Origin of the sequence: Leptospira biflexa serovar Patoc strain 'Patoc 1 (Paris)' (assembly GCF_000017685.1) — a bacterium.
GTDB classification, from domain to species: domain Bacteria; phylum Spirochaetota; class Leptospiria; order Leptospirales; family Leptospiraceae; genus Leptospira_A; species Leptospira_A biflexa.
This window is the reverse complement of the sequence record NC_010602.1, coordinates 2,837,264-2,851,720: the sequence shown is the minus strand read 5'-3', so window position 1 is coordinate 2,851,720 and position 14,457 is coordinate 2,837,264. Positions and strand designations below refer to the sequence as shown.

The window sequence follows — 14,457 nt, the reverse complement described above, 5'->3', positions numbered from 1 at the left end:
TAGATTAATTAAATTTAAGTTTTGAATTGAGTTCTTTCATAAATGGAATATCAAACTTAACTACCTTTCTATCGTATGTTACAAGTCCATTGATTTCCTCTTCTACATCACTTACTTGGGTATAGATCGATGCACTAAGACCTTTGTTTATCAGTGGTAAAAGTTCATTTTCAATCAGTTTTTGATACTCCCATTGTAAAGTGGCTTTATCCGGTAGAATTTTGTAGCCAAATAATTTTTTCTCATCAAATACATGACCTTCAGTTTTTAATGAATAACCACCAAATTCTGATAATACGATGACCCTTGGGTCTTTTTTAGGTACTTTTAACTTTTGGTAGTAAAGGTGTAAACTCTTTAGATCACTACTATTTTTTCCCTGGTCATACCAACCGCTCACACTATCGATGGTCCTTGTGGAGTCCAAATGTTTTAATTGTTTAGTCAGTTGGATGCTATCAAATTGTCCCCAACCTTCATTAAACAGAACCCACACTGCTAAAGAAACTGTGTTGAATAGAAGTTTTACCGTCTGGTCCATTTCAGAGATAAATTCTTTTTTGCCTACTTCATCTGTGCGATTTAAAAATCTGTGTTTTGTGTCATCAGTATTCCAGCCGATGAAAGGTAGGTAAGCCACCTTCCATGTTTCATAAGGACCACCACCACAAACAAAATCTTGCCAGACTAACATTCCAATTCGGTCACAATGATAATACCAGCGCAAAGGTTCAATTTTGATGTGTTTTCTTAACGTATTAAAACCCATTTCCTTCATCAGGCTAATCTCTTTTATCATCGATTCATCGTCAGGTGGTGTTAATAAACTATCAGACCAATATCCTTGGTCCAATAGTCCATTATGAAAATAAGGTTTGTTGTTTAAATACAATCGTTTGAATTTTCCATCATATCCAATCGAAAACTTTCTCATCCCAAAGTATGAGAACACCTTGTCATCTTTTGTTTGTATTGATATGTTATACAATTTTGGATTTTCTGGAGTCCATAAAATCATATTAGGAATCGATAATGTTGCGTGCTTTTTGGAACCTTCTGCGATTACCTCTTCCCCATCGAGAATTTGGATGGATACGACATCACTTTCGGTATCAATTTCGATTTCCAAAGATTTTGTTTCTATATTGGGAATCATTTTGATACTTTTGATATAATCATTGGAAACACTTTCCATCCAAACGGTTTGCCAAATTCCTGATTGCGGTGTGTACCAAATCCCACCTCGTTTAAGTTTTTGTTTTCCTCGTGATTGAGTCCCCGTGTCGGTTGGGTCTGTGACTGTGAGCCTTATTTCATTTTTTCCAACTTTGATCGTCTTTGACACATCAAATGTAAAAGGTAGAAACCCTCCTTGGTGGTATCCAACTTCAATTCCATTGAGATAACATATGCAAGAATAATCGACGGCACCAAAATGTAAGAATGTGATTTCCTTTAGAAAATTCGCATCAATTTCAAATTCTCTTTTATAAAATAAAACCTCATCTGGTTTTAAGATGAAATTTCCTAATCCACTCGCCTTTGTCTCTGGGGAAAAGGGGACAATGATTTTATGTTGGTATTCTAGAGGTTCACCTTGTTTATGGTGGCCCAAAAACCACTCGCCATTTAAATTCAGATAACTATCTCGTTGGAGTTGTGGTCTCGGATATTCTGGGTGAGGAACTTTCATGTTGATTTCAAATTTCCTTTTCGAATCAGTGTGAGTGGATAAAATATCAATAAACAAAAGATTGCTCCAGTGATAAAAATTTCTGGAGACGGGACATGCGCAACGCTTCCATTCGTTGGATCAATATAAGTAAGGTTTGTAGTTTCGTTGATCTTTTGGCCAATCATTGGACCAATGAACATAGGGATCAAAACGAAGAATATCATACGAATTCCTTGTAGTTTCCCTGTATTTTGAATGGGTGTAAAATCTCTTATTTGAGCACCAAGGAGAGCCAATACTAAAACAAATCCTGTCATAAGTATTAAACTGGTGAATCCAACAAATACCATTAATACGTTTGTGTCATATGCTTTAAAATACTTTGCGACAATGTATAAAGAAACCATTCCTAAAATATAAATAATAGAATATCTGATGAGAAGTTTGTCTTTGTCCTTTCCATCAAATTGTTTGCCAAGAAAAATTGTGATGAAACTTGCGCCTAAGATCACACATGCGAGTACAATCGAATACTGGATTGCGTTAAAACTTAAATACTCTTGCATGAAAATGATTAGATAAGGCATGTAAATTTGGCTAGCAATGCCATAAATACCCATTGCCAAAAAATATAAGTATAATCGCTTGTGATCTAAGATCACTGTCTTTTTAAAACCATAAAGCAGATCGGCAAAAAAATTTGAATTCTGTTTTTTTAGATTGGGATGATCCTTGATGGTCCATAAACCAATGATTCCAGAAAAAGACATTAATGTCCCAACTCCAACAAATAATCCTGGGTAACCGAGAGCTGTCACAATCATTCCAAATCCTCCGGCTACAATTAACATCGCAAGCAGTGGCATTGCAGATAAAACTCCTTCCGCCAAACTCCTCGCTTCGCCAGTGTTATCTGTAACGTATGCATTAAAAGCGGCATCATTTGCAGTGGAACCAAGGGCTGTCATCAAACAATCCAAGGTTATTACAATTGTTATGGTAAGGGCTATGATTGTCGTTTCATCGGAAATTCCAAACCAGATACTTGTGTTTTCTTTGGAAACAAATGCAAATGAAAGAGTGAGTAACCCCCAAAACAGATATCCAAATGAGATAAAATACTTTCGGTTGCCTAATTTGTCGGATACTATTCCTGCAATTAATGTAGTAAAAGTAGCAACAATTCCGCTAAGTTGTACCATGAGTGTCACGGAAGATGTGCTTTTTGAGATTGTATTATAGATGAATAGGTTGAAGTAAATGTTTTCGACGGACCACGCGATTTGACCCACGAGACCAAATAATATCAAAACAAACCAAAGGCGGCCACTCAAACTGTGCTTTTTCATGATCGCACAGTTTTCTGTTATGAGGATTTCTTTGGCGAGCCTTATTTTTGAATTTGGTTCAAAAGTTAGCTCCTGATTGATTTTTGGTATTGTTCTTTAAAAGACTTTGCCCAATTGGAACCCAATCCATTGGTGTTGTTGGGGAAGTCCTTTTGCAGATTGGAAATCAATCGTTTGGTAATTATAATGAATTCCAAATAAAAAACCTGCATTAGAAACAGAAACAAATCCAGCTCTTACAAATCCAACTGCTCGTTTCAAATCTGCAATATAAGTTTTTTCGTCTCGATATTCAACTTCTTCACGTAACAGCTGTAACAAGGCCTCTCTTTGTTTTGGGTCTAAAATAAATTGAGACAGGACTTCATATGAATAATACCGGACAATGGGAGGAAGTTTTCCACCTTCTGGTCTAAATATCGAGTAAATTGCCAATGCTCTTGCATTGTCTGGAATTTGATCCCATTGGGCAGCCAAGTTGGATAATAAAAATAACCTAGTTGTACGTTCGATTTCTTCTGCACCATTAAAGATATTGTTAAAAAGTAAATAATTTAAGCCAATATTGTAAGGGTTATTGGTTCCATTCACTAAAAATTCGTTAAAGAGAATATAACGTTGTAATGTGTTTCTTCCATTATCTTCCGATAAAATTCTATACTGTAATTCTCTTTCGCCAACATCAGGAGTTGGGTTGTTTAAAAAACTATCCCAATTACTAAAAGCGGAACTTCTGTTTTGTGATTTATAAGCTTTGTCCGTACCCATTTGGCCTTGGATTGTTGCATTGTAAGCTTGTAAGGTTCCACCAGGATTCACGTAAAAATACCAATATCCATTTCCTTCTTCATGAAGGATTGGTGATCCTGGTTGGAGTGCAGAACTTCCCGGACCTGGTGTTTTATCAACATTCCCAAATCGAAAGATAAGACCAAAGGATACATCTGTTTGGATGTTCCCAAGATTTAAATTGTATTGAGTCCCGAAGAATCGATGGTAAAATTTTCTGATATCTGTTTTTAAGGCAGCGGAGTAAGAATCGGGAATTTGTGTATCCCAACCTTGCGGAGTTGGGGAACCAATAAAATTATGAAAATTGATTTGAGCAGATTTCCCGCCGACAGAAGGTCCAATCATACCTAACTCTAGTTCTGTGGTGATGCTTGTATCTTCGGTAAAAGTTGTGAGTGAGTTTGAAAAATATCCTCGACTTGAATATGGTCTGTCACCATAAGAAACATCTGCTTTTGTGATGTTCGTTGGAGTATAAAATTCTTGTCCTACTGCAAAACCTTGAAGGTATCTCGTTTTTTCTGTAGGAGTGATGAATAAATCATTCCAATAGCTGAAAATTTTTCGTGTTGGATTGGATTCTCCAGCACTCATATGAAATTCTAACCTTGATCCGTTTGTATAATACTGATCTGAAAAACCACCAAAGGCATCATTTTCCATGATCAATCGGAGTTGGTATTGTTCCGGTGCTTCCGGTTTTGTATTTTGTATTTCTTTTGGAGTTTCTACAACTGCCTTGACCGGAGTTTGTTTTTTGATGATTTTGGATTGGCTCCAAGTCGAACCAGCGAACAAAAGATAAGCGACAAGGAAAGAAATTAAAATTTTTGTTTTCATAACTTACTATTGATTTTTTAAATCATCTTCATCTGTTTTTAAGTATAAGTATTTTTCTGCCCAAAACGTTCCAAATGGAATGACGGAAGCCAAAGCGGCAAGGAAGGTTTTTTTCATTTTCCAATTCAGTTCGACTTTCACTTGGAATAATTCTACCAAATACAATAAAAACAATAATCCATGGACAAGGCCTACAATTTTATTGGGCTCTGGATTTTGGTAGAGATACTTAAGGGGCATGGTCACAAATAAAATCGTTAAAAATGATATACCTTCCAAGAATGCCAAAATTCGGAATCGACCTAGTTTGGTTTGTAGCAACGTGAACATAAAACTCCTCAGATTTTTACTTTCACCAACTTCGAGTGATACCTAGTTTTCGTCCGTACTTTCTTTGCCTAGACCTAGTGTCTTAATGCTCTAAAAAAGAACTCATCTGGATTTTGTGTTTGTTTCGATTGGAAACGGCAGGTTTCCAACACCTTTATGGCTTCAAAATAGTCGACAATTGTTCGGGATTGACAGTTTTGCCTGTCGATGGTAAAACGAGTAGGATGAAACTTCGGATTTTTTTGACACTCTTTCTTCTAATGACTCTTCCGACATTTGCGGATGAACCGAACGCGTTTTTGGCAGGGATGTCCAAAAAAGACATCACAGGTCCACCGATCGGTGTCATGTTTTGGGGCTATGCAAGGGAGGACCAAACCGGTGTTGGGATCCAAACAAGGCAATACGCCAGAGCACTTGTCATTGAAGATCGTCTTACCCACAAATTATTCGCTTATGTAACTGCTGAGGTAGGTGGAATTCCTTTTGAGATCCAAAGGGAGGTTGTGGCCAAACTCCAAACGGAAGTGGATGCAAATTTCCATTTAGGAAATGTTTTGCTAAATGCTTCACATACTCATAGCGGACCTGCGGGTCATTTTCATTATTCGGAAGTATCTTTTTATTCTACTCAGTTTTACAAAGACACCTATCAAGTATTACGTGATGGTATTGTGGAAGCAATCAAAGAGGCTTATCAAAAAAGAAAACCTGCCGATTTAAAAATTGGGAAAACAATTGTAAAGGATGCTGGGGTGAATCGAAGTTTGTCTGCATATATGGCGAATCCAGAATCGGAAAGAAAATTATATGCTGATAATATTGATAAAGAGATGGTGCAACTCAATGTTTTTGTGGAAGGAAAATCAGTTGGATTTGTCAATTGGTATGGAGTCCATCCAACAAATATAACATTTGATAATCGATTGATTTCATCAGATAATAAAGGAATTGCTTCGATACTGTCTGAAAAAGAAGCAGAGAAAAATGGAGACAAGGGTTTTGTTGCAATTTTTGCACAAGCCAATGAAGGTGATGTATCTCCAAATTTAAATTTAAATAATACAGGTCCTGGTAAAGATATTTATGATAGTAGTTTCATTATCGGACAACGTCAATTTTTAGCAAGCCAAGAGATATTAAATGCAAAAGGAAAATCATTAAAAGGTGGATTGAGTTTTTCACATCGATTCATTGATATGAGCCAACACCCAGTGAGAAGTGAATTCTCTGGAACTGGCAAAACAGAATACACATGTCCTTCCGCGTATGGATATGCATTTGCTGCGGGGTCAACGGAAGAAGGTGGTGGGCACTTTTTATTCCATGAAGGAATGACTGAAAAAAATCGAAGATTTTACATTGATTGGATTGCAAAGTTTATGTTACAGTCCCCATCAGAAAAATTGAGAGAATGCCAAAATCCAAAGGCTGTTTTGTTTCCGATGGGTGAAACAAAACCAATTCCAAGTTTGCCACAAATTCTACCGTATGGACTTGTGTTAGTTGGTGAATTATCCATAATGGTTCTGCCACACGAAGTCACGACCATGTCTAGTCGGAGATTAAAAAAAGAAGTTAAGTCGGTTTTGAAAGACAAAATATCTGATATTGTTCTTTCTGGATTGACCAACGACTTTTCTGGTTACATCACAACTCCAGAAGAATACTCTACTCAGAATTATGAAGGTGGCCATACACTCCATGGACAACAAAGCCTAAATGCCCTTAGGCAGGAATTTTTTGGAATGGCAAGTGATCTCATCCAAGGTATTGAATTTACAAATGCTTCCAAGTCGGAAATCACTCCATTAGACTTATCGGGAAAGGTGCATCCACTGAAACTTCCTGAATCAGATACAGTCACAACTGAACCCAAACAAGTGTTAAAGCCAAATGGAAATCTGTATCAAAAAGGAAACCAAGTGGTTTGTAAAGTCAGTGCAGCAAGTCCAAATGTGGGATACCCTAATGTGAATTCCTATTTGTGGGTTGAAAAAAAGAATGGTTCCGGTTGGGAGAAGGTTCGATCAGATTCTGACTTTGATACCAAATTCACTTACCAAAGCCCTGGATTTTTTGACAAAGGTTTAGGAAAGATGGAATTGGTTTGGGAGACGAGTCCATCCATTCCCAATGGCGAATACCGTTTGGTTCACGAAGGGATTTACCTTTCTCCCACTGAGAAAAAAAGTAATTACCGGGTGGAATGCCCTGTCTTCCAAGTCCAATAAAACGATTTAATGAGTTGGTCTGTTCTTTGATTTAGACACAGACCAGCTCCCATGAAACCAAGGGCACTCCCAAGTGGATCCCTTTCTCATCATAAAAACAGGTTGTGAAAAATCCCTGATCCTAAATATTTTCTCTAGTTTCTTTTTTTGAAATCTAAGGGGAATCTATGAACGAGTTTTACCAAGATGAATGGGTATGGATCACAGGTGCCTCCTCTGGTATTGGCAAAGAATTAGTCAAACAAGCCTATGCCCAAAAAGCAAAAATACTATTAGCATCTCGTAAAACCAAAGATTTAGAACGAATCGCAAAAGAAATTGGATTAGAAAAAGGAAGATATGCAGTTGAAAAACTTGATTTGGAAAACTACCAACAGTGTTCTGAATTTGCGAAACGTTGTCTAAAAAAATATGGAATTCCAAAAGTAGTCATCCATAACGGCGGTATTAGCCAACGCTCTCTTACCAAAGAAACCAATTTAGCCACCCTGGAAAAAATCATGAATACAAATTTTTTTGGAGCTGCTGAGTTAACGCGTGCAATGTTACCTGAAATATTAGGCAAAAAATCGGTACATTTTGCTGTCATTTCCAGTGTTGCTGGAAAAATTGGAAGTCCTTTACGTTCTGCATACTCTGCTTCCAAATTTGCATTGGTAGGTTTTTTTCATGTCTTGCGAGCGGAAGAAGAAAAATCCGGAATCTTTGTGACCATGGTGTATCCTGGATTCATCCAAACCAACATTTCAATGAATGCACTCCAAGGAGATGGTTCCTCAACAGGTACGATGGATTCAGTCATCGAATCTGGATTGCCAGTGCAACTTTGTGCCCATAGAATCCTACATGCAGTTGCCAACAAACAGAGAGAGGTTGTCATCGCAGGGATCAAAGAAAAGTTTGGTTTGTTTCTACAAACGTTTATGCCTTCATTATTTTTTAAAATGATCCAAAAAGTAAAAGTGAGATAGGGGGAATTAAATTTTGAGCCGCAAATTTGTTTATATTTTCATCGCGATCTTTTTCAGTGTGAGTCTATTATCCCAACAAACAATCCAGAATTATAAAATAAAATCAAAAACAAACGAAGTAGAAAGGTCCTATTTACTCGATCTATTACGTGCAAGAATGTCGAATGAATTCAAACAGGAATTTATATTTGTCGTCGAACATTTTAAAGTCGCAGGAGATTTTGCTTGGTTTCGTGGTGTTGCAAAAAGGAAAGATGGGAAGGAAATTGATCTTTCAGAAGATTTACCTTATGACTGTTGCCATGTGGAAGCTTTGTTCAAAAAAGTAAATGGGAAATGGCAGATTTCAGAATCAGCCGCATTTAGTACCGATGTTTGGTGGGATGGAATCCAACAACGGTACCCAAAAGCACCCAAAGAAATATTTTTAGATTAACTGAATCATATGCGAAACCTGATCTTTGGAGCCGAAATTCAAAATGGTGCCAAAACAGGCGAAAAAGGTAAAAGAAAAAAATAGATAGAATTTTGATCCAATAAGAGTCAGATGGAGCCATGCTCCTGGAATACTTAAATGTTGATTCCATTCAAATTTTGAATGATTCAAAAAATTGGGATGATGTTCACAATTCTTTACTGAATAAAATTAGGGAATTGGAAATCCGAGAAGAAATCCAAAACCATTTTCAATCCATTCCCAATCAAACATTTGAGTCGATTGGACAAAGTATTTTGATCCCTCATTTTCGATCCAAAAAAATCAAATCTCCAGAATTGTTTTTATTCATTCTCCCCCAAGGAATCATTGTGGGTGACAAACATATTCGTTTGGTATTATTCCAAATGATCCCTGAAAACTTACCATCTCTCCATTTACGTTTGTTACATGGCTTATCGTCACTTTTGCCCCAAATTTTTGATGAACTGATGTCATGCGAGAAGGAGGTAGACGTTTTAAGTGTAGTCCAACGCGGCGAAGTCAATATGAAACCAAGTTATAAAAACTTAAATCATTCTCAAATTGCCTTCGAATTACAAACAGATTTACAAATTGGTCTCACTGAAAAGGAAGCAAAAATTCGATTATCAACGTTTGGTAAAAATGTAATTGAAAAAGAAAAATCAGTTCCCATGATTTGGAAATTTATAAAAAGTTTTTTTAATCTTTTTGCCATTTTATTATGGGTAGCAACTGGCCTCTGCTTTGTGCCAGGTGTGGATATGCCAGAGTTAGGTCTCGCAATCTTTATTGTTGTTTTGATAAATGGGATATTTTCTTTTTTTCAAGAATCAAAATCAGATCACGCAGTAGAAGCCTTACGAAAGTTACTTGCCAATGAATGTCCTGTCATTCGGGGAGGGAATGTATTAACGGTTCCCGCCGATGAAATCGTGCCAGGAGATTTGCTTGTTCTGGCGGAAGGGGACATTGTGCCTGCTGATTGTCGAATCATTGAATCCGAAGATGTGGAAGTGGACAATTCATCTTTAACAGGAGAATCAACTTCGGCGCGTCGTTATAAATCAGAAAATCAAATTGTATTGGAAGGAAAATTTTTGTGGTTGGAGATGCCAAACATCCTATTTGCTGGTAGTTCCCTTATCAAAGGCAAAACGAAAGCTGTTGTTTTTGGGACAGGACAGTCGACTGAAATTGGACAAATTGCTGGATTAACTTCCAAAATCAAAAGGGTGGAGAGTCCACTACAAAAACAACTCCGCCAAACTGTGATCTCCATTTCACTCTTTGCTTTTAGCATTGGAGTGGTCTTTTTGATCCTCGGATACTGGGTTGCTGGTCTCAGTTTTGTCCAAGCCTTTTTGTTTTTTATCGGCATCTTTGTGGCGAATGTTCCAGAAGGTTTATTGCCAACAGTGACCCTATCACTAGCGTTAGGTGTGTCTAGAATGGCAAAACGCAACGCAATTTTAAAGGATTTGTCAAGTGTTGAAACATTGGGTTGTACGACTGTTATCTGCTCCGATAAAACGGGTACTCTCACTCAAAACCAAATGCGAGTGACTGAATTATTTTTTGATTCGAAATACCTTTCGCCAGATGAACTTTCCAATCGAGAAGGTAGTCAACTCTTACTAGAATGTGGTTATTATTGTAATAATGCTTCTTTGGTTCCAAATCCACTCGGTGATCCAACTGAACTTTCTTTATTGTACCTTGCATCTGGAAGGATTCACAATACTTCCGGGAAACGAGTTTTTACCAATGGTTTTGATTCGATACGAAAACGTATGAGTGTGGTTGTCCAAAATGAGGATTTTGCAATTGTTTATGCAAAAGGTGGCCCTGCTGAAATACTAACAATCTGTACACACGTATATGAAAATGGATCTGTTGTTCCTCTAGATGAGGAAAAAAGGAAGTCATTACAAAATGCATCAGATGCATCCGCAAGACAAGGGAACCGGATCTTAGCATTTTCTTATCAAATGATTTCCAACCAATCAGGTCCATTGGACCAAATGACACTATTGAATGTAGAAAAAGATATGGTGTATTTGGGTCATTGTTGTTTGTCGGATCCCATTCGGCCAACAGTCCCAGATGCAATTACAAAATGCCATACAGCAGGCATTCGGATCCTTATGATCACAGGTGACCATCCGCTCACGGCAGAATCGGTAGGACGAAGTATTGGAATTGGGGGTGAAAAACCTGTTGTCATCACAGGAGTCCAAATTGACCAAATGACAGATGTCAGTCTTCGTGAATGGGTTAGGAAAGGTGAACCAATATTTGCTCGAGTGTCTCCTTCGCAAAAATTACGAATTGTTACCATATTGCAAGAATTAGGTGAGATTGTGGCTGTAACAGGAGATGGAGTCAATGATGGTCCAGCCTTAAAAAAAGCGGACATTGGGATTGCAATGGGTAAACGTGGGACGGAGGTTGCTAAAGAAGCAGCACGAATGATCATTGTAGATGATGATTTTGCAACGATTGTTTCGGCAATTGAAGAAGGACGTGGGGTATTTGATAATATTCGCAAATTTTCGGCTTATGTTTTGAATTCAAACCCCCAAGAGTTAATTCCTTTTTTACTTTGGGCGATGATTCCTGGATTTCCTCTCTTGATGACGGTGATGGGTGTTCTTGCTGTGGATGTGGGTACAGACTTAATCCCAGCAATGGGACTTGGTTCTGAACCTCCTGAAAAAGGGATCATGAATCGTAAGCCAAGAAATCGAGATGAAAAATTGATTTCATTACGATTCATCCTAAATTCCTATTTTAAGGAAGGAATGATTTTGTTTGGAGCATGTTTCAGTACATACTTTTACTTTGTTTATACCGAATGTGGAGGAGTGATGCCAAAATCTCCAGAAGGTTTGAATATGGCGAAAGCTAGCCCAGAGTATTTACAATCCTTAACCGCTTTCTTCTTTCCAACGATTACTGTGCAAATTGCAAACGTTTTAAGTAAAAGATCTAGGATAGAATCCGTATTCCGTATGGATTTATTTGCAAACCGAATCATTTGGATCGGAATTGGGTTTTCCATTCTTTTGTGTTATTTGTTTTTTTATACAGAACTAAGTTCAATCTATTATTTCGCTCCACTACCGATTCATGTATACGGATTTGCCTTTCACGGAACACTGGTTTTGTTACTGTATTCGGAAATTGTAAAGTATTTCAGAAGACGAAAATTAGATTTAACTGAGATTCATTCTTAATATTCAATGAGTATTTCTACTGATCGATTCAGGAGATAGAAGGAAGGATCAAAGTGATTTCAAAAATCTGAAACTTGTTTAGTTTGAGTTTACAGTGATTCAAAGGATCATTTTTGAAAGAGAAACGGATATTAGTTGCTGAAGATGATGGTGTTTTAGGTTTTTATTTAAAACAACAACTCTCGGAACTTGGTTACCAAGTCGTACTTGCCAAAGATGGCAAATCAGCATTGGCTTCTTATTTAGAAAAACCGTTTCCTGTTGTCATCACAGATTATGAAATGCCTGGACTCAATGGTGATGAGCTCATCTCCAGTTTAAAAATCGGAGATGTAGAACCTGTGATTATGATGATCACAGGAAATTCTGATCCCAAACTCATTGTCAAAGTCATGAAAATGGGTGCCTTTGATTATATCATCAAACCGATCCAGAATTTTGAAATTGCCTTAAAGGTAAAACGTGCTTTTGAATTTTATGAGATGAAACGGATTGAAACCATTTCTCGTAAAGAGCACCAATTACGATTGGAAGGTCAATTGGAATGGATACAATGGAAAGAAAAAATGAATTCCATTGGGAAATTGAAAAGGCAAAATCAAAATCTCTTTGAAAGTTTAAAACATAGTTTTTGCCAAGGAGCAGGATTTGGAGCTTTGGTCTCCATCTTAAAAATGGTAAATGATACTTCTGAATTTGATGGAAAGTATTATAAGATTGAATCTGAACTCATGGAACTCATCCAAACGAATGCAGATATGGCAGAAAAATCATTAAATGCTTTTGCAGAAATTGACTCTTTGATCACAACACAACCATCATTTGAAAAGTTAACCATGTTTGAATTGTACCTAGAGATGAAAGGTTGGATCGATGAAATGTCTCATATTTTGGAAATTCAAAAACATAAAATCGTAATCAGCGATATTCACAATCATCATTCAACTCAGAATCTCCTTATCAACAAATCATGCTTTAAAAAATCATTTACTGAAATCATTACAAACGCCTGTAAATTTTCATTTCCTGATACAACTATCACCATCATCATAAAAATGGAAAATGAATGGTTCAAATGTGCAATCTATAATGAACCAACAGCTAATTTTGATGGATCTGTTGGGATTCCAATTCAATTTGAAAATTTGATATTTGAGCCCTTCTATCGTTTGTCGAAAAGTGTATTTGAATCATATGGTACTTTAGATTTTGGATTGGGATTGAGTTATGTAGACACTTGCATCAAAAAACATAATGGAAAAATCTCCATTTTTAATGTGAAAGACCATTTCGATTGGAATGGAGCTCCCAAAACAAAAGTAGCCTTTCAAATTTCGCTTCCGATTCAAAACGAAACGAAGTAAATCACTTACTCTTTCCTTGTTTGCATCCGTTTCTTTTTGAGTTTTAGGATGACTAGAAACGTAGTTAGTAATATTGGGAACATAAAAACAAACAGTACATTACTATTGGAAAGGAAGACTGGTAGTTGATTGGTGACAATCCATTGGTTGAATCCTTGTAAATTCCATCGAACGCTATGTTTGCCTGGACCTTGTCCTTTGACGACAACCATGATGATCTCTTTTTGAACCGTTACGAGTGTTCCTATCGGAATTTTGAATTCGTTCTTCGGCGTTAGACTTATCAAAGTTCCCGTATTTGGATCAATCGATTCACAATAATCGGAATCACATTGTCGACAGCTTCCTAATCCACCATCTTGGTTTCCATTTCCAGCGATGTAGGCATTTTCTGTAAATCCATTCAATTTTCGGTGTTCGTTTCCAAAGTATGTACAAGTTGTGTACAAAGAATCTTCTGTGATGAACTTTAATAGAAGGGTTTGGGAACCCGCATGGCCATCTCCATCTGAGGAGAGGATGGGAAATTCCTTTGGAAAGATAAACTCGGCTCGTCCAATGATGGGTATAGTATCCACACATTGGTTCTCATTCCATGTTGATTCACAAACGACGTTGTTACTTTTGATGGATTGTAATTGGAAACTATACATTTCCACATGATCCTTGTTTGGCGGAATTTGTTGTTTGAAACAAACCAAATTGGATATAAATTGTGAAGGTAGGAAATTGGATGGTAATTCTACGTCATCATTCCAATTGATTCCTATAAAACTTCTGGAATCCAACATCTTGGTAGAGCCATCCGGATTGTACAAAAATGAAACGCAAGTTAGATCCCAATTGTTGGCCGAACAGCTTGTTTCATCTCCTTTTTTATACTGAATGAAGACTCCACCATAATTTGGGCATAGGTTTTGCGTCGAGGGTGCTGGGAGGATAGTAATGTGAATTTTGATTGGGATGGATCCCGTTGGATCGGAATTCGGATTCTCAGGAGTGGTACTTGTAAAACCAGAGGATTGTGAGCCAAGTAAGGCCAAAGCCCAAAGGTAGGATTCTTGGTCTTTTTTGGCACAACCCAATGTGAGAAGAAGGATGAATGCACTTAAGGGGAACAACCGATTCATACATGGATCAGACGGATCAAATTGATGATCAAAAACAAAGATGGTTTCCAAGACTCCTTGGAATCCGTTCCTTACG

10 protein-coding genes are annotated in these 14,457 nt (G+C 37.2%); 5 read left to right on the top strand and 5 right to left on the bottom strand.

The window, feature by feature from the left end; all coding sequences use genetic code 11:
* Nucleotides 1-4 precede the first annotated feature (4 nt).
* The 4 genes from LEPBI_RS13550 to LEPBI_RS13535 form a co-directional block, all read right to left on the bottom strand.
* On the bottom strand, nt 5-1,693 hold the full coding sequence (locus LEPBI_RS13550) for a glycoside hydrolase family 2 protein (protein WP_012389694.1): 1,689 nt from the start codon (nt 1,691-1,693) through the stop codon (nt 5-7).
* Nucleotides 1,690-3,024 (bottom strand): MFS transporter, encoded by a 1,335-nt coding sequence (locus LEPBI_RS13545; RefSeq protein WP_012389693.1) that lies wholly within the window; start codon nt 3,022-3,024, stop codon nt 1,690-1,692. The genes LEPBI_RS13550 and LEPBI_RS13545 overlap by 4 nt, the downstream gene beginning before the upstream one ends.
* Before the next feature lie 96 nt (nt 3,025-3,120).
* On the bottom strand, nt 3,121-4,656 hold the full coding sequence (locus LEPBI_RS13540; protein ID WP_012389692.1) for a lipid A deacylase LpxR family protein: 1,536 nt from the start codon (nt 4,654-4,656) through the stop codon (nt 3,121-3,123).
* 6 nt (nt 4,657-4,662) lie between these two features.
* Nucleotides 4,663-4,986 carry a DUF3817 domain-containing protein gene (locus tag LEPBI_RS13535; RefSeq protein ID WP_012389691.1) on the bottom strand — a complete coding sequence of 108 codons (324 nt, stop codon included), beginning with the start codon at nt 4,984-4,986 and terminating at the stop codon, nt 4,663-4,665.
* 224 nt (nt 4,987-5,210) lie between these two features.
* On the opposite strand from LEPBI_RS13535, the gene LEPBI_RS13530 reads away from it, so the two are divergent.
* The 5 genes from LEPBI_RS13530 (at nt 5,211) to LEPBI_RS13510 (ending at nt 13,251) form a co-directional block, all read left to right on the top strand.
* Nucleotides 5,211-7,220 carry a neutral/alkaline non-lysosomal ceramidase N-terminal domain-containing protein gene (locus tag LEPBI_RS13530; RefSeq protein ID WP_041770047.1) on the top strand — a complete coding sequence of 670 codons (2,010 nt, stop codon included), beginning with the start codon at nt 5,211-5,213 and terminating at the stop codon, nt 7,218-7,220.
* A 167-nt stretch (nt 7,221-7,387) separates the two neighbouring features.
* Entirely contained in the window at nt 7,388-8,191 is an 804-nt protein-coding gene (locus tag LEPBI_RS13525) for an SDR family NAD(P)-dependent oxidoreductase (RefSeq protein ID WP_012389689.1), read from the top strand.
* Between the two features lie 34 nt (nt 8,192-8,225).
* Entirely contained in the window at nt 8,226-8,627 is a 402-nt protein-coding gene (locus tag LEPBI_RS13520) for a hypothetical protein (protein ID WP_411711855.1), read from the top strand.
* A gap of 119 nt (nt 8,628-8,746) precedes the next feature.
* On the top strand, nt 8,747-11,887 hold the full coding sequence (locus LEPBI_RS13515; protein ID WP_012389687.1) for an HAD-IC family P-type ATPase: 3,141 nt from the start codon (nt 8,747-8,749) through the stop codon (nt 11,885-11,887).
* Nucleotides 11,888-12,000: 113 nt separating this feature from the next.
* A complete protein-coding gene (locus tag LEPBI_RS13510; RefSeq protein ID WP_012389686.1) occupies nt 12,001-13,251 on the top strand; it encodes a response regulator in 1,251 nt (416 codons plus the stop codon).
* A 5-nt stretch (nt 13,252-13,256) separates the two neighbouring features.
* Here LEPBI_RS13510 and LEPBI_RS13505 read toward each other — a convergent pair whose 3' ends face one another.
* A complete protein-coding gene (locus LEPBI_RS13505; RefSeq protein WP_012389685.1) occupies nt 13,257-14,432 on the bottom strand; it encodes a hypothetical protein in 1,176 nt (391 codons plus the stop codon).
* Nucleotides 14,433-14,457 lie beyond the last annotated feature (25 nt).